The organism is Streptomyces sp. NPDC012474 (assembly GCF_042955185.1).
Taxonomy (GTDB): Bacteria; Actinomycetota; Actinomycetes; order Streptomycetales; family Streptomycetaceae; genus Streptomyces; species Streptomyces cahuitamycinicus.
In genome coordinates, this window is record NZ_JBIBEP010000005.1 from 301,895 (window position 1) to 318,877 (window position 16,983).

Annotated in this window: 8 protein-coding genes; 3 read left to right on the forward strand and 5 right to left on the reverse strand. The window is 73.0% G+C overall.

The annotated features are described in order from the left end of the window. Positions 1-45: 45 nt before the first annotated feature. From ACFY9S_RS14325 to ACFY9S_RS14335, 3 genes are all read right to left on the reverse strand, one after another. On the reverse strand, positions 46-1,701 hold the full coding sequence (locus tag ACFY9S_RS14325) for a cytochrome b N-terminal domain-containing protein (protein WP_391127323.1): 1,656 nt from the start codon (positions 1,699-1,701) through the stop codon (positions 46-48). 111 nt (positions 1,702-1,812) lie between these two features. Next, positions 1,813-2,547, reverse strand: coding sequence for a VWA domain-containing protein (locus ACFY9S_RS14330; RefSeq protein WP_391127326.1), 735 nt, complete (start codon positions 2,545-2,547; stop codon positions 1,813-1,815). A gap of 13 nt (positions 2,548-2,560) precedes the next feature. Next, positions 2,561-3,292, reverse strand: coding sequence for an ATP-binding cassette domain-containing protein (locus ACFY9S_RS14335; protein ID WP_391127329.1), 732 nt, complete (start codon positions 3,290-3,292; stop codon positions 2,561-2,563). 139 nt (positions 3,293-3,431) lie between these two features. Between ACFY9S_RS14335 and ACFY9S_RS14340 the strand changes: the two genes are divergently transcribed. Genes ACFY9S_RS14340 through ACFY9S_RS14350 form a run of 3 tightly spaced genes read left to right on the forward strand, consistent with a single transcriptional unit; the run spans position 3,432 to position 10,481 of the window. Next, positions 3,432-6,770, forward strand: coding sequence for an FtsX-like permease family protein (locus ACFY9S_RS14340; RefSeq protein ID WP_391127331.1), 3,339 nt, complete (start codon positions 3,432-3,434; stop codon positions 6,768-6,770). A 1-nt stretch (position 6,771) separates the two neighbouring features. Further along, positions 6,772-9,504: an ABC transporter permease gene (locus ACFY9S_RS14345; protein ID WP_391127334.1), complete on the forward strand. Its 2,733-nt coding sequence runs from the start codon at positions 6,772-6,774 to the stop codon at positions 9,502-9,504. Further along, on the forward strand, positions 9,501-10,481 hold the full coding sequence (locus ACFY9S_RS14350; RefSeq protein WP_391127337.1) for an ATP-binding cassette domain-containing protein: 981 nt from the start codon (positions 9,501-9,503) through the stop codon (positions 10,479-10,481). Before ACFY9S_RS14345 ends, ACFY9S_RS14350 begins: the two co-directional genes overlap by 4 nt. A 101-nt stretch (positions 10,482-10,582) precedes the next feature. On the opposite strand, the gene ACFY9S_RS14355 is transcribed toward ACFY9S_RS14350, so the two are convergent. After that, complete coding sequence (locus ACFY9S_RS14355) at positions 10,583-12,046, reverse strand: glutamate synthase small subunit (protein ID WP_391127340.1); 1,464 nt, start codon at positions 12,044-12,046, stop codon at positions 10,583-10,585. After that, a complete protein-coding gene (gene gltB / locus ACFY9S_RS14360) occupies positions 12,039-16,646 on the reverse strand; it encodes a glutamate synthase large subunit (protein WP_391127343.1) in 4,608 nt (1,535 codons plus the stop codon). Before gltB ends, ACFY9S_RS14355 begins: the two co-directional genes overlap by 8 nt. Positions 16,647-16,983 lie beyond the last annotated feature (337 nt).

Below are 16,983 nucleotides of genomic sequence, written 5' to 3' on the forward strand. Positions count from 1 at the left end.
GGTCTGCCGCTGTGGCTGATCAAGGCGCACGCCGGGGTCCGGTCGTCAGTGCCGGTGATCGCCGCTGGTGATCTGCCGGTACTCCTCCACCGTCGGTTTCTCGATCCGCGCGTCGGGACCGAACATGGCCTTGGCGAGCCGGGCCCGCAGCCGCTCGGACCGTTTGACCCTGCGGCGGACGCCCCCCGCGTCGACCTCGCGCCCGACCTCGTACGGCGGGTTCTGCTCGTGCTGGGTGAGCGTGAACCGCTCGGCCTGTGCGAGGGGCTCGTGCACCTCGATGTACTCGCCGGTCGGCAGCCGCTTGATGGTGCCGGTCTCCCGGCCGTGCAGCACCTTGGCGCGGTCGCGGCGCTGCAGGCCCATGCAGATCTTCTTCGTGACGATGAACGCGGCGACCGGCAGCACGAAGACGCCGATCCGCACGAACCAGGTGATCGCGTTGATGGACAGATGCAGATGGGTGGCGACGATGTCGTTGCCGCCGCCGATCAGCAGCACCGCGTACAGGGTCAGCCAGGCCACGCCGAGGCCGGTGCGCACGGGCGCGTTGCGCGGCCGGTCGAGGATGTGGTGCTCGCGTTTGTCGCCGGTGATCCACGCCTCGATGAAGGGGTAGACGCCGAGGGCGAGCAGGATCAGGGGGAAGAGGGAGAAGGGGATGAACACACCGAGGACGAGCGTGTGCCCCCAGAGGTTGATCTCCCATCCCGGCATCACCCGGATCAGGCCCTCGGAGAAGCCGAGGTACCAGTCGGGCTGGGCGCCGGTGGTGACCAGGTCGGGGCGGTAGGGGCCGAAAGCCCAGACGGGGTTGATCTGGGCGATCGCGCCCATCACCGTCAGGACGCCGAAGACGAGGAAGAAGAAGCCGCCGGCCTTGGCCATGTACACCGGCAGGAAGGGCATCCCGACGACCGACCGTTCCTTGCGGCCGGGGCCCGGGAACTGGGTGTGCTTGTGGTAGAAGACCAGGATCAGATGGGCGGCCACCAGGCCCAGCATGATCCCGGGCAGCAGCAGGACGTGGACGGGGTACAGCCGCGAGATGATGTCGTCGCCCGGGAACTCCCCGCCGAAGAGGAAGAACGCCACGTACGTCCCGACGATCGGGATCGACAGGATGGCGCCGTGCGCGAAGCGGAGGCCGGTGCCGGACAGCAGGTCGTCGGGGAGGGAGTAGCCGGTCAGGCCGGTGATGATGCCGAGCATCAGCAGGGTCCAGCCGAAGACCCAGTTCAGTTCGCGCGGCTTGCGGAAGGCGCCCGTGAAGAACACCCGCATCATGTGCACCAGCATGCCGGTGATGAAGACGAGCGCCGCCCAGTGGTGGATCTGCCGGATCAGCAGCCCGCCGCGTACGTCGAAGCTGATGTCCAGCGTGGACTCGAACGCCCGGCTCATCAGGACGCCGTTGAGCTCGGTGTAGGAGCCGTTGTAGACGACCTCCTGCATGCTGGGCTCGAAGAACAGGGTGAGGTAGACACCGGTGAGGATCAGCACGACGAAGCTGTAGAGGGTGACCTCGCCCAGCATGAAGGACCAGTGGTCCGGAAAGACCTTGCGCATGTTGGCCTTGGCCAGGCCGTACAGCCCGAGCCGGCCGTCCGCCCAGTCGGCGAGCTGCTCGCCCTTGCCTGCGGGCGGCCTCCGGTGGGCGGAGTCCGTCCCGTACACCCGTCGTGCGCCGTCGTCGCCCATACGTCGTCGCCTCCCCGTCGGATCCTTCCCAGCGTGGCACGGCGTCGCGGCCGTGCAAACGGGGCGTGGGCCAAGGGGCGGGGCGGTTGGGCCAAGGGGGCGAGCGTCGGGTCAGCGACTGCCGGGGTCCCGCACGATCCCCTGCGCCCGTGCGGCCACGAGCCACTTCGGGAACTCGCCGACCAGCCGGTCGTACAGCTCGGTGTCCGAGACCTTCCGCGGGTCCTTCCCGGCGTGGAAGAACCCGGCGTTGTCGATGATCCGCTTGCCCGGTACGGCCAGGTCGTCGAGCTTGCGCAGGAAGTCGAACTGCTTGCTGCCGGGGTCGCCGAACCCGATGAACTGCCAGAACAGCGGCAGCCTGGCGGCCTTGCACAGGTACCGCTCCGCGGCGAGCTTGTTGATCGGCCCGCCGTCGGTCTGGAACACGACCAGGGCGGGCTCGGCCGTCCCGCTGTCGAGGTAGTGGTCGATCACGGCGTCCATGGCCAGGTGGTAGCCGGTCTTCCCCATGTGCCCGAGCCCGGCCACGATCCGCTCGATCCTGCCCCGGTGGTCGGCGAGCGCGATGTCGGTGACGGCGTCGACGTCGGTGGAGAAGAACACCACGGGCACGCTGCCGTCGTCGTCCAGGTGCGCCGACAGCCCGAGCACCCGGTCGGCCAGCGCCTGGACACTGCCGTCCTGGTAGTAGGGCCTCATCGAGCCGGAGTAGTCGACGACGAGGTAGACCGCGGCGCGCAGTCCGGCAAGACCGTGCTCGGCGAGGGACACCCCGGCGCTCTTGTAGAGGTTCACCAGCGCGGGAGCGGTCTCCTGGACCTTGCTGAGACTGATCGCGACCATGGCCCGCATCCTCTCACTCCTCGGTGACCACTCCGTCGCTCAGCTCCAGCACCCGGTCGGCCAGGCCGAGGAGTTGGGGGTCGTGGGTGGCGACGAGGGCCGTGACGCCCTCGCTGCGGACCACGGCCCGCAGCAGCTCCATCACCGCCAGGCCGGTGGCGGCGTCGAGCTGGCCGGTCGGCTCGTCGGCGAGCAGCAGGGCCGGCCGGTTGGCGAGGGCCCGGGCGATCGCGACCCGCTGCTGCTGTCCGCCGGACAGCTCGGCGGGCCGCTGTGTCTCATGGCCGGCGAGTCCCACCAGGGCCAGCAGCAGCGCCACCCGCTCCTCGCGTTCGCGCGGCTCGGCCCGGCGCAGCCGCAGCGGCACGCCCACGTTCTCGGCGGCGGTGAGGATGGGGATGAGCCCGAAGGACTGGAAGACGAAACCGATCCGGTCGCGGCGCAGTTCCAGCAGCTCGCTCTCGCCGAGCACCGACAGGTCGGTGCCGCCCACGACGACGCGGCCGCTCTGCGGGGTGTCGAGGCCGCCGATCAGCTGGAGCAGCGTCGACTTGCCGGAGCCCGAACGGCCCTTGAGCGCGACCAGTTCCCCGCTCCGGACGGTGAAGGAGGCCCCGCGCAGCGCGTGCACGGCGGCGGCCCCGGCGCCGTAGGAGTGGTGCAGGTCCTCGACCCGCAGCATCGGCCCGCCGGACGCGTCGTCGGCGAGGGCGGCGCCGGTTCCCGGACTGGTGTTCTCGGTCATCACGGCATCCCATACGGAACCGGTCCGCATGGTCAAGAGCGGGACGACCCCGCGTTCGAACTCATGTGCCGGGCAGGTATCTCCGTGATATGCATACCGGGTTGGGGGATCTGCGGCTCGCGCATCGGGTGGGGGAAGAGTGACGGGCTTACTGCTGCTGCGCCTGCGCGCGCACCGGCTGCTGCTCACGGCCGCCCTGCTCGCCGTCCTGCTGACCACCTCGGTGCTCGCCGCCCTGACGGCCTACTCCGGCTCCGTCGGGGACGCGGCGCTGCGCGGCGCCCTGGGCGGCCGGACCGCGGCCTCCGCCTCCCTCGTCGTCGAGGCGGACGTGCCCCGGGAGCGGCGGGACGCGGCGCAGCGGGCGGTGGTGCGCGGGGCACAGGATGCCTTCGGCGGGCTGCCGGTGACCGTGCGGAGGCTGGAGCGGTCCGGGCCGTACGCGCTGCCGCGGTCCCTGCAGAGTGCCGAGGCCCGCGCCGGGGAGCCCGACCTCACGCACCTCGCCGCCCTCGACCCGTCACGGATCAGGCTGCTCTCGGGCACCCTGCCGGGCCCGGCCCCGGCGTCCCGCTCGGCCGCCGTTCCCGTGGCCCTGCCCGAGACGGCCGCCGACCGGCTGGAGCTGCGGCCCGGAGCGCGGGTCACGCTGACGGACCGGCTGGACGGCGATCCGCTCCGGGTCCGGGTGACCGGCGTGTACCGGGCGGCCGACAGCTCCGATCCCTACTGGCAGGCCGACACCCTCGGCGGCCGGGGCATCCGCACCGTCGCCTTCACCACGTACGGGCCGCTGCTGACGCACGGATCGGTGCTCGCCTCCGGCCGCGCCTCCGAGGACGCCACCGGCTGGGTGGCGACGGCCGGCTTCGGCACCCTGACGACCGACGGCATCGACGCGCTCCGCTCGGCCGCCGTCCGCGCGGCCGGGGCGCTGCGCGAGGACCCGGCGCTCGGGGGCGACGCCGACGTGCGCACGGGGCTGCCCGAGGTGCTCGACCGGACCGAGCGGGGCCTGCTGGTGTCCCGGTCCACGCTGCTGATCGTGTCGGTGCAGCTGGTGCTGCTCGCCGGGTACGCGCTGCTGCTGGTGGCCCGGCTGCTGGGCAGCGAACGGGCGGGTGAGACCGAACTGCTGCGGGCCAGGGGCGGATCGCGCGGCCGGATCGCCGGGCTCGCCGCGCTGGAGGCGCTGCTGCTGGCGGTCCCCGCCGCCGTCTGTGCCGCGCTGCTGTCCGGCCCGCTGGCCCGGCTGCTCGCACGGTGGTCCTCGCTCGACCGGATCGGGCTGCGGCTCGACACCGCCCCGGCGGGCCGGGTGTGGCTGGTCGCGGTCGGGGTGGCGGCGGCCTGCGCGGTGGCCGTGGTGGCGCCCGCGCTGGCGGCGACGAGGACGGGGACTCCGGCACGGCTGCGGCGGGTGCGGGCCGCGACGTCGGCCGCGCCGGTGCGAGCCGGAGCCGATGTGGGGCTGCTGCTGATCGCGGGCGTGGCGTACTGGCAGCTCGACCGGCAGACCGAGGCGACCGGCGGTGGTGTGCTCAGCCGGGACCGGGCCGGGGAGCTGGGCGTCGATCCGCTGCTGGTCGCGGCGCCCGCGCTGGCGCTGCTGGCGGGCACGGTCCTGACGCTGCGTGTGCTGCCGTTCGCGGCCCGGCTCGCGGAGCGGCGGTCCGCGAGCGGACGCGGGCTGCCCGCGGCGCTGGCGGGCTGGCAGTTCAGCCGGCGTCCGCTGCGCGGGGCGGGTCCGGTGCTGCTGCTGGTCATCGCCGTGGCGACGGGCATGCTGGCGATCGGGCACGGTGCGTCCTGGGACCGGTCGCAGGAGGACCAGGCCGACTTCCGGACGGGCGCATCCGTACGGGTGCTCGACTACCGGCCGGGCAGCCCCGGGCAGACGGGTCTCTACGCGGCGCTGCCCGGCGCCGTGGACGCCGCTCCCGCGCACCGCGCCACCCTGAGCCTGTCCGGGGACCGCCGGGCGACGGTCCTCGCCCTGGACACCTCCCGTGCCGGGGACGCGATGCTCATGCGCGGCGATCTCGCCGAGGAGCCCCCGGCGCGATTGCTGCGGGCCCTGGCGCCGCCCGCGCCGGACGGGGACCGGGCCGTGCGGCTTCCCGACGGCACCCGGCGGATCGCCCTCGACGTGCGGATCACCGACGAGCGGGCCCCGGCGAAGAGCTCCCCTTCCGATCGTGCACCGCTGCTCACGGTGGTCGTGGAGGACCGGTACGGCATCGCTTACCGGCTGGGCGGCGGCGTCGTCCCGGTGGACGGCCGGGCCCACCGGATCGCGCTGGACCTGGACGAGACGGCGGCGGGCCGCCGGGCGGCCCCGGCCGGGCCGCTGCGGCTGACCGGACTGCAGCTCGACGACACCTCTCCCGCCGACCGCCCGGAACGACACCGGTTCACCGTCGAGCGGTTGCTCGCCACCGGCGGCGACGGCTCAGCGCGGACCGTCCCGGTGCCCGCCGGGACGCGCTGGCGGGGCAGCCGGGTCGTGACGCAGAACGGCGAGGTCGTCTCCCGGGCGCCTGCCGAGCCCGACGCGTCGGGGAGCGCGCCGCTGGCCGTGTCGTACGGCACCGGCGCCGACCGCGGCGACGGATACGGCGCCCAGCCGGTCTACACCGTCCGTATCGACACCACCGGGGCCGAGGTGCCGCGCAGCCTCTCGGCCGTCGCCAGCCGGGACTTCCTGCGCGCGGCGGGGGCCCGGCCCGGCGACACCATCGACGTACCGCTGTCGGGGGAACAACTGCGGGTGCGGATCGTGCGGTCGGTCCAGGAGCTGCCGACCACCGCCACCGACCTGGCCGGACAGACCCTGTCCGGCGGGGCGCTGCTGCTCGATCTGCGGGCCGTCGACGCCGTGCTGGCGCAGCGGGCCAGCACGCCGCTCACCCCCACCGAGTGGTGGGTGAGCACCGCTCCGGGCCAGGAGGCCGAGGTCGCCGCGGCGCTCAGGGCGCGCCCCGACCTCGAACCCGGGCAGGTGCTGGTGCGGGACGAGGCCGCGGCCGAGTTGCTGCGGGATCCGCTCGGCGCCGGGCCGCGCTCGGCGCTGACGGCGGTGGCGGTGGCGGCCGCGGCCCTGGCCGCCGGGGGTTTCGCGGTGAGCGCCGCCGGTGCGCGGCGGGAGCGGTCCGCGGAGTTCGCGGTGCTGCGTGCCCTGGGAGCGCCCCGCCGGGATCTGGCCCGGCTGGTCGCGACGGAGCAGAGCCTGCTCATCGGTGCCGGTCTGCTCGCCGGGCTCGGCCTCGGCACGGTCCTGACCCGGGCCGTCGTCCCGTTGATCGTGCTGACCTCCGGTGCCGCGCGGCCTCTCCCGCCGGTCCTCGTCGAACTCCCGGTGCCTCAGGTGGCTCTGCTCCTCGCGGGGGTGGCCGCCCCGCTGCTGCTGATCACCGTCGCGTCGGCGCTGCGCCGTGCCGAGCCGGCGGTCGCGCTCCGCCACCAGGGGGACAACTGAGATGCCGCCGAACGCAGAGGGAGCCTCCTGGGTGCGGACGAGGCTGCGGGCCGCGCCCTTGCCCGCGGTCGTCTTCGGTGTGCTGGTGCTGGTCACGGCGTTCCTCGCGGCCGTCCTGCCCAGGGCCGTGGAGGCGTACGAGACGGACGGGCTGCGTGAGGCCGTCGCGCGTGCCGCCCCCGAGTCGACCGTGCTGGAGCTGAAGGCGGAGCAGCCCGGTCTCGACCGTCCGGAGGAGGCCCGGGCCCGTGAGGTCCGGCCGGAGGCGCTCGCGGCGGTCGAGGGCCGGGCGCGGGCGCTGCTGCCCGAGCCGCTGCGGGTGGACCCGGCGGAGTCGGCGTACGGGGTGCGGACCGGCAAGAGCCTGCAGGCGCTGGACGCGTGGCTGCCCCGGCCCGACGGGCTGCTGCCCCGTTTCACGCTGCTCGCGCAGTCGGGAGCGGCCGGCCACGCCACCGTGCGGGAGGGCCGGCTGCCCACCGCCGACGGCTCGGTGAGCGTGGACACCCGGACGGTGGAAGGGGCCGTGACCGTCGAGACGGCCCGGACGCTGCGGCTGCGGGCAGGCTCCACGCTCACGCTGGACGGTTTCACCGGCGGACCGCTGACCGTGCGCGTCACCGGCGTCCTCCAGCCCCGGCATCCGGAGCGGAGCTACTGGTCCGCGGAACCGGTCCTGCGGACACCGGCCATGGCGAGCGACGGCGGCCGTCCGCCGCAGTTCTACTGGGAGGCGGGTGTCCTGCTCGCGCCGGGTGCCGCCCCGGCCCTGCTGGGCGGTCAGGGAGAGCCGGAGCGGTACTGGCGGTTCGCGCCCGCGACCGGGCGGCTCACCGGGGCGGACACCTCGGCCCTGGTCGAGCGGATCGCGTCCATGGAGGACGGGCCCGCGCTGGTGCGGATGCGGGCCGTCGCCGGTCCGACGGCGCAGCTGTCCACCGGCTTGGAGCAGGTCGTGGGCGCCTACGGCGAGACGCGTGACGCCGTCGCGCCGGTGGTCGCCGTGGCGGCCTTCGGGATCGCCGCGGTCGCGTTCGTCGTCCTGGTGATGAGCGGTGGTCTGGCCGCCGCCCGCCGCGAGGGGGAACTCGCCCTGCTGCGGGCCAGGGGCGGCTCCCTGCGCGGCATCGCCGGGCGGCTGCTGGCGGAGAACGCGGTGCCGGCGGTGCCGGCGGCGGCGTGCGGTCTGCTGCTCGCCGTGCTCGTCGTGGACGAGGCCCGGCTGCTGCCCGCCGTACTCGGGGCGGGTGCCGTGGCGCTGCTCGCCTGCGCCGCGCTGCCGGTGCGCGCGGCGGTGGCGCATCGCAGGCCGCGGGCGCATCAGGGGCGCGACGACCTGGCCCGGGCCAGGCCCGGCGGGGGTCGCACGGTCGCCGAACTGACCCTGCTGGTGCTGGCGGCCGGCTCGGTGCTGACGCTGCGCCGCCGGGGCCCGGCCGGGGACGGTGATCTGCTGGTGAGCGCCGCCCCGGTGCTCGTCGCTCTGGTGGCGGCGCTGGTCCTCGTCCGGCTGTATCCGCTGCCCCTGCGGTGGGCCGCGGGCCCGGCGGGGCGGCTGCGCGGGGTGGTCGGGTTCCTGTCGCTGGCCCGCGCGGGCCGCTCACCGGCGGCGGTCGCCACGCTGCCGCTGCTCGCCCTGCTGACGGCACTGACGACGGCCGCGTTCGGGGGGTCCGTGCTGGCGGGCGTGGCGGACGCCCGGGACCGGGCCGCCCTGCTGGAGACGGGCGCTGACGCGCTGATCGCCACCACCGACGGCTCCCCGCTCCCGGCGGGACTGGCGCCGGCGGTACGGGAGGTGGCGGGCGTACGGCAGGTCACGGCCGTGGGCGTCGGGTTCGCCTCGGAGGGCGCGTCCGAGGAGGCGCGGTCTCTGACCGTGGCCGGGGTCGAGCCGGACTCGTACGGGGAGTTGGCCGGGCGGGTGGGACTCGGTGGCTTCGCGGCCGACCGGCTGCGGATACGGGACGGAGTGCTGGACGCGGTCGCCTCCCCGAAGGTCGCCGGGCGGCTGGGGCGGGCGGAACGCCGGATCGTCACCGACGCCGGACCCGTCATGGTGCGGATCACCGCGGTGCGCCCCCGCACCCCGGCCGTCCCCGAGGGCGAGTTCCTCCTGGTCGACGCGGCGGGGCTGAAGGGCTCGGCCGGTCCTTCGACGCTGCTGGTGGCCGGTGCCGGGCTCGACCCGAAGGCGCTGCGGGCGGCCGTGCGGGGCGCCGGTTCCGGTCTCTCCGTGTCGTTGCGGAGCGAGGCACGCGCGGCGCTGTCCGACGCGCCGTTGCAGGCCGGTGCCGGACGGATCTACGTCTGGGCCGTCGCCGCGGGCGCGGGCTATGCCGTACTCGCGCTGGTCCTCAATCTGGTGCGGTCCGCGCCGGAGCGGACGGCGCTGCTGGCCCGGCTGCGCACGCTCGGTATGACGACCCGCCAGGGGCGGCGCCTGCTCGGCCTGGAGGCTCTGCCCCAGACGCTGCTCGCCGCCGGCGGGGGCATGGCCGTCGGCTGGGCGACGGTGGTGCTGCTCGCCCCCGGCATCGACCTGGACCGGCTCGCCCTGGCGGACACGTCCGGCGTCACGCCACCGGACGCCGTGCTGCGGACCGACCCGTGGTCGCTGGCCCTGCCGGCCGTGGGCGCGCTGCTGCTGGCGGGGGCGGTGGCCGTGGCGCAGGCCTGGTGGGCGGGGCGCGGGACACCGATCAGCCACCTCAGGGCAGGAGACATGCGATGAGCGGTACGACGGAGTCGCTGGAGGAGCTCGAGCGTCGGGTGGCGCGGCGCCGCGACCGGCCCGCGTACGGGCACGACGCCCTGATCGCCTGCGACCGGCTGGTGCGGATCTTCGCCCGGCGCGGCGTCGGGGACGCGGTGGAGGTGCAGGCGCTCCAGGGACTGGATCTCCTGGTGCGGGAGGGCGAGTTGATGGCCCTGGTGGGGGCGTCCGGCAGCGGCAAGTCGACGTTGATGAACATCCTCGCGGGCCTGGACGTCCCGACCGCGGGCGCCGCGAGGGTCGCGGGCCGCGATCTGCTGACGATGGACGCGAAGGCGCGGTTGCGGTACCGGCGTGAGGTGGTGGGCTTCGTCTGGCAGCAGACGGCACGCAACCTGCTGCCGTATCTGACGGCGGCGCAGAACGTCGCCCTGCCCCTGCAGCTGGCGGGCGCCTCCCGGCGGAAGCGGGCCGGGCGGGCGGACGAGCTGCTGTCCCTGCTCGGCGTCGCCGACTGCCGGGACCGGCGTCCGCAGGCGATGTCCGGTGGTCAGCAGCAGCGGGTCGCGATCGCCGTCGCCCTCGCCAACGCGCCCGCGGTGCTGCTCGCCGACGAGCCGACCGGCGAGCTGGACTCGGCGACCGGGCAGCAGGTGTTCGCGGCGTTCCGCCGGGCCAACGAGGAGCTGGGCACGACGATCGTCATCGTCACGCACGACCAGGCGGTCGCCGGTGAGGTCCGCCGCACGGTCGCGATCCGGGACGGCCGCACCTCGACGGAGGTGCTGCGCCGCACGGAGGTGGACGAGGCGGGCCGGGAGTCGCTGGTGTCGCGTGAGTACGCGATGCTCGACCGGGCGGGCCGCCTCCAGCTGCCGGCCGATTACACGGCGGCCCTGGGCATGGCGGACCGGGTGCTGCTGGAGCTGGAGGAGGACCACATCCAGGTGTGGCCGGACGCGAACGGCGACGAGAGCGGCGAAGGGACCGGCTGAGGACGTGCGACAGCGCCTGCCCGGGCGTCCGGTCGGGGACTGTCGGGCAGACGCTGTCAGTGTTCCGTACGCCTTTGTACGGGACGTCTTGTGCGGTGCGGTCAGACCATCAGGGATCGGTCCGTCGGGCGGATCGGCGCGTGCAGCTCGCTCGCGCCGGTGAGGGCACGGTCCACCCCGCGTGCCGCCGAGCGGCCCTCCGCGATGGCCCAGACGATGAGCGACTGGCCGCGGCCGGCGTCACCGGCGACGAACACGCCCGGCACGTTGGTCTGGAAGTCGGCGTCGCGGGCGATGTTGCCGCGCTCGTCGAGCTCCAGGTTGAACTGGTCCACCAGGCCGTTGTCGCGGTCCGTGCCCGTGAAGCCCATCGCCAGCGTCACCAGCTGCGCGGGGATCTTGCGCTCGGAGCCCGGCTTCGGGGTCAGCTTGCCGTCGATGAACTCCACCTCGGTGAGGTGCAGCCACTGGACGTTGCCGTCCTCGTCGCCCTCGAAGTGGGTCGTCGAGACCGAGTAGACGCGCTCGCCGCCCTCCTCGTGTGCCGAGGTGACCTTGTACAGCATGGGGAAGGTCGGCCAGGGCTGGTTGACCGGGTTCCGCTCCTCGCCCGGGCGGGGCATGATCTCCAGCTGCGTGACGGAGGCCGCGCCCTGGCGGTGGGCGGTGCCGACGCAGTCCGCGCCGGTGTCGCCGCCGCCGATGACCACGACGTGCTTGCCCTCGGCCGAGATCGGAGTGGTGACGTAGTCGCCCTCCTGGACCTTGTTGGCCAGCGGCAGGTACTCCATGGCCTGGTAGATGCCCTTGAGCTCGCGCCCGGGCACCGGCAGGTCGCGGGCCGTGGTGGCGCCGACGGCCAGGACGACCGCGTCGTAGCGCTTCTTCAGGTCCGTGGCCTTCAGGTCCCGGCCGATCTCGATGCCCGTGCGGAAGCGGGTGCCCTCCGCGCGCATCTGCTCGATACGGCGGTTGATGTGCCGCTTCTCCATCTTGAACTCGGGGATGCCGTAGCGGAGGAGGCCTCCGATGCGGTCCGCGCGCTCGTAGACGGCGACGGTGTGGCCGGCGCGGGTCAGCTGCTGGGCGGCGGCGAGTCCCGCCGGGCCCGAGCCGACGACGGCGACGGTCTTGCCGGACAGGCGCTCCGGGATCTGCGGGGCGACGTCCCCGGTCTCCCACGCCTTGTCGATGATCGAGACCTCGACGTTCTTGATGGTGACCGGCGGCTGGTTGATGCCGAGCACACACGCCGATTCGCAGGGGGCGGGGCACAGGCGGCCCGTGAACTCCGGGAAGTTGTTCGTGGCGTGCAGACGCTCCTGCGCGGCCGCCCAGTCCTCGCGGTAGGCGTAGTCGTTCCACTCGGGGATGAGGTTCCCGAGCGGGCAGCCGTTGTGGCAGAACGGGATGCCGCAGTCCATGCAGCGGCTGGCCTGCTTGCTGATGATCGGCAGCAGGGAGCCGGGAACGTAGACCTCGTTCCAGTCCCTGACGCGCTCCTCGACGGGGCGGGACCGTGCGAGTTCACGCCCGTGGTTCAGGAAGCCCTTCGGGTCAGCCATTGATCGCCGCCTCCATCATCTTCTCGTGGGTCTCGGTCTCGGAGAGACCGGCTCGCTCGGCGGCTTCCTTGGCGGCGAGCACTGCCTTGTACGTGCTGGGGATGATCCTGCTGAACCGCTCGACTGCGGTGTCCCACTCGGCCAGGAGCTTCTCGGCGACGGTCGAGCCCGTCTCCTCCTGGTGGCGGCGGACCACGTCGTGCAGCCACTGCTTGTCGGTGTCGTCGAGCGACTCGACGGCGTCCAGGTTGCCGGCGTTGACGTTGTCGGGGTCCAGGTCGATCACGTAGGCGATACCGCCGGACATGCCGGCCGCGAAGTTGCGGCCCGTCTCGCCGAGCACCACGGCGTGGCCGCCGGTCATGTACTCGCAGCCGTGGTCGCCCACGCCCTCGGAGACGACCGTCGCGCCGGAGTTGCGGACGCAGAACCGCTCACCGGTCTTGCCGCGCAGGAACATCTCGCCGCCGGTGGCGCCGTAGCCGATGGTGTTGCCGGCGATGACGCTGTACTCGGCGAGGTGGTCGGCCGCGCGGTCCGGGCGGACGACGATCCGGCCGCCGGACAGGCCCTTGCCGACGTAGTCGTTGGCGTCGCCCTCCAGGCGCAGCGTGACACCGCGCGGGACGAAGGCGCCGAAGGACTGGCCGGCGGAGCCGGTGAAGGTGATGTCGATGGTGTCGTCGGGCAGGCCCGCGCCGCCGAACTTCTTCGTCACCTCGTGGCCGAGCATGGTGCCGACCGTGCGGTTGATGTTGCGGATCTGCACCTGGGCGCGCACCGGCTGGGCGTCGGTGGCGCCGGACGCGGAGAGCGCGTCGGCTGCCAGCTTGATCAGCTCGTTGTCGAGCGCCTTCTCCAGGCCGTGGTCCTGCGTGATGACCTGGTGGCGCGCCGCGCCCTCGGGCAGTGCGGGCACGTGGAACAGCGGCTCCAGGTTGAGGCCCTGTGCCTTCCAGTGGTCGACGGCCCGCGTGACGTCGAGGGTCTCGGCGTGGCCGACGGCCTCCTCGAGGGAGCGGAAGCCGAGCTCGGCGAGGATCTCGCGGACTTCTTCGGCGATGAACTGGAAGAAGTTCACGACGTACTCGGCCTTGCCGTTGTACCGCTCGCGCAGGACCGGGTTCTGCGTGGCGATGCCGACCGGGCAGGTGTCGAGGTGGCAGACGCGCATCATGACGCAGCCGGAGACGACGAGCGGCGCGGTCGCGAAACCGAACTCCTCGGCGCCGAGCAGCGCGGCGATGACCACGTCACGGCCGGTCTTCAGCTGACCGTCGGTCTGGACGACGATGCGGTCGCGCAGGCCGTTGAGCAGCAGCGTCTGCTGGGTCTCGGCGAGGCCGAGCTCCCAGGGACCGCCCGCGTGCTTCAGGGAGGTGAGCGGGGAGGCACCCGTACCGCCGTCGTGGCCGGAGATCAGGACGACGTCCGCGTGCGCCTTGGACACGCCCGCGGCGACCGTGCCGACGCCGACCTCGGAGACCAGCTTGACGTGAATCCGCGCCTGCGGGTTCGCGTTCTTCAGGTCGTGGATCAGCTGGGCCAGGTCCTCGATGGAGTAGATGTCGTGGTGCGGCGGCGGGGAGATCAGACCGACGCCCGGCGTGGAGTGCCGGGTCTTGGCGACCCACGGGTAGACCTTGTGTCCGGGCAGCTGGCCGCCCTCGCCGGGCTTGGCGCCCTGCGCCATCTTGATCTGGATGTCGTCGGAGTTGACCAGGTACTCGGAGGTCACACCGAAGCGGCCGGAGGCGACCTGCTTGATGGACGACCGGCGGGCCGGGTCGTACAGGCGCTCCGCGTCCTCGCCGCCCTCACCGGTGTTGGACTTGCCGCCCAGCTGGTTCATGGCGATGGCGAGGGTCTCGTGCGCCTCCTGGGAGATGGAGCCGTACGACATGGCGCCGGTCGAGAACCGCTTGACGATCTCGGAGACCGGCTCGACCTCGTCGATGGAGATCGGCTGCCGGTCCGACTTGAAGCCGAACAGGCCGCGCAGCGTCATCAGCCGCTCGGACTGCTCGTTCACGCGCTCGGTGTACTTCTTGAAGATGTCGTACTTGCCGGAGCGCGTGGAGTGCTGGAGGCGGAAGACCGTCTCCGGGTCGAACAGGTGCGGCTCGCCCTCGCGGCGCCACTGGTACTCGCCGCCTATGTCCAGGGCGCGGTGCGCCGGGGCGATGCCGGAGGCCGGGTAGGCCTTGGCGTGGCGGGCGGCGACCTCCTTGGCGACGACGTCGATGCCGACTCCGCCGATCTTGGTGGCCGTGCCGTTGAAGTACTTCGTGACGAAGGCCTCGTCGAGACCGACGGCCTCGAAGACCTGGGCGCCGCGGTAGGAGGCGACGGTCGAGATGCCCATCTTGGACATGACCTTCAGTACGCCCTTGCCGAGGGCGTAGATCAGGTTGCGGATGGCCGTCTCGGCCTCGACGCCGGGAAGGAACGTCCCTGCGCGGACCAGGTCCTCGACGGACTCCATCGCCAGGTACGGGTTGACGGCGGCGGCGCCGTAGCCGATGAGCAGGGCGACGTGGTGGACCTCGCGGACGTCACCGGCCTCGACCAGCAGGCCCACCTGGGTGCGCTGCTTGGTGCCGATGAGGTGGTGGTGGACGGCCGCGGTGAGCAGCAGCGACGGGATCGGCGCGTGCTCGGCGTCCGAGTGGCGGTCCGACAGGACGATCAGCCGGGCGCCGTTGTCGATGGCGGCGTCGGCCTCGGCGCAGATCTCCTCGATGCGCGCGGCCAGGGTGTCACCGCCGCCGTGCACCCGGTACAGGCCGGACAGCGTCGCGGCCTTGAAGCCGGGCATGTCGCCGTCGGCGTTGATGTGGATGAGCTTGGCCAGCTCGTCGTTGTCGATCACCGGGAAAGGCAGCAGGACGCTGCGGCAGGAGGCCGCGCCCGGGTCGAGCAGGTTGCCCTGCGGGCCGAGCGAGGAGCGCAGGGAGGTGACCAGTTCCTCGCGGATGGCGTCCAGCGGCGGGTTGGTGACCTGCGCGAACAGCTGGGTGAAGTAGTCGAAGAGCAGACGGGGGCGGTCCGACAGCGCGGCGATCGGCGAGTCGGTGCCCATCGAGCCGATGGGCTCGGCGCCGGCCTTGGCCATCGGCGCGAGGATGACGCGCAGCTCCTCCTCGGTGTAGCCGAAGGTCTGCTGGCGGCGGGTGACCGAGGCGTGCGTGTGGACGATGTGCTCGCGCTCGGGCAGGTCGGAGAGCTCGATCTCGCCGGCCTCGATCCACTCCGCGTACGGCTTCTCGGCGGCGAGCTCGGCCTTGATCTCGTCGTCCTCGATGATGCGGTGCTCGGCGGTGTCGACGAGGAACATGCGGCCGGGCTGGAGGCGGCCCTTGCGGACGACCCTGGCCGGGTCGATGTCGAGGACGCCGACCTCGGAGCCGAGGACGACGAGGCCGTCGTCGGTGACCCAGTAGCGGCCGGGGCGCAGGCCGTTGCGGTCGAGGACCGCGCCGACCTGGGTGCCGTCGGTGAAGGTGACGCAGGCCGGGCCGTCCCAGGGCTCCATCATCGTGGAGTGGAACTGGTAGAAGGCGCGCCGGGCCGGGTCCATGGAGTCGTGGTTCTCCCACGCCTCCGGGATCATCATCAGCACGGAGTGCGGCAGGGAACGGCCGCCCAGGTGCAGGAGTTCGAGGACCTCGTCGAAGGAGGCGGAGTCGGAGGCGTCCGGCGTGCAGACCGGGAAGATCCGGTCGATGGCCTTCTCGTCCGACCCGAACAGGTCCGAGACGAGCTGCGACTCGCGGGCGACCATCCAGTTGCGGTTGCCCTTGACGGTGTTGATCTCACCGTTGTGCGCGACGAAGCGGTACGGGTGGGCCAGCGGCCACGAGGGGAACGTGTTCGTCGAGAACCGGGAGTGCACGAGCGCGATCGCGGAGGCGAAACGGCGGTCGGACAGGTCCGGGAAGAAGGGCTCGAGCTGACCGGTGGTCAGCATGCCCTTGTACACGATCGTCCGCGCGGACAGCGAGGGGAAGTACACGCCGGCCTCGCGCTCGGCGCGCTTGCGCAGCACGAAGACCTTGCGGTCGAGGGCGATACCCGTCGAGGGCACCGCGGCGCCGTCGGCGACGAAGATCTGGCGGAACACCGGCATGGTCGACCGGGCGGTGGCACCCAGCAGCTGCGGAGCGACCGGCACCTCGCGCCAGCCGAGGACGGTGAGGCCCTCGTCGGCGGCGATCGTCTCGATCTGCGAGACGGCGTCGGCGGTGGAGTCCTCCGGCAGGAAGGCGATACCGACGGCGTAGGAACCCGCGTCGGGCAGTTCGAATCCGGCCACGTCACGGAAGAAGGCGTCCGGGACCTGCGACAGGATGCCGGCGCCGTCGCCGGAGTCGGGCTCGGAGCCGGTGGCGCCGCGGTGTTCGAGGTTGCGCAGGACGGTCAGAGCCTGCTCGACCAGGGTGTGGGACGCCTCGCCTGTGAGGGTGGCGACGAAGCCGACGCCGCAGGCGTCGTGCTCGTTGCGGGGGTCGTACATACCCTGCGCAGCAGGGCGAGCATCCATGAAGGACCAGTTCTGGCCATTCGCGGAATGCTGGGACGGCTGGCGCGGCGTACGCATCGGCTCTCCCGTCGTCGTCAGGTGGCTGGGGGCACCTCCCAGGCCCTTGAGGCTCTGGGGGAGCAAGCGCCGAGGGACGACGTTGGCCCTCGCGTGATCGCAAAATTTCGTGCAGGTTACATGATGGAGCGGTTCTCGGGAACCGGGATAATCCGTTCCAACATGCGGACACTGCGGGTTCGCGGCGGGGGTACCGCGCCAGCAGTGGAAGCTATGGAGGGGCCGCGCGAAGCGATCGGGTGGGATCGGTTTCATCGGCCCGAGGAGCGGGACAGGCGTCTTCACCCGTCCCACTGGGCGCGCGGCGAGCGTCATTGCCCGCAGTGCTTACGGCTCA

Coding starts and splice junctions, on each gene's coding strand:
- ACFY9S_RS14325 (WP_391127323.1), bottom strand. CDS start 1,701: ATGGGCGACGACGGCGCACGACGGGTGTACGGGACGGACTCCGCCCAC.
- ACFY9S_RS14330 (WP_391127326.1), bottom strand. CDS start 2,547: ATGGTCGCGATCAGTCTCAGCAAGGTCCAGGAGACCGCTCCCGCGCTG.
- ACFY9S_RS14335 (WP_391127329.1), bottom strand. CDS start 3,292: ATGACCGAGAACACCAGTCCGGGAACCGGCGCCGCCCTCGCCGACGAC.
- ACFY9S_RS14345 (WP_391127334.1), top strand. CDS start 6,772: ATGCCGCCGAACGCAGAGGGAGCCTCCTGGGTGCGGACGAGGCTGCGG.
- ACFY9S_RS14350 (WP_391127337.1), top strand. CDS start 9,501: ATGAGCGGTACGACGGAGTCGCTGGAGGAGCTCGAGCGTCGGGTGGCG.
- ACFY9S_RS14355 (WP_391127340.1), bottom strand. CDS start 12,046: ATGGCTGACCCGAAGGGCTTCCTGAACCACGGGCGTGAACTCGCACGG.
- gltB (WP_391127343.1), bottom strand. CDS start 16,646: ATGCGTACGCCGCGCCAGCCGTCCCAGCATTCCGCGAATGGCCAGAAC.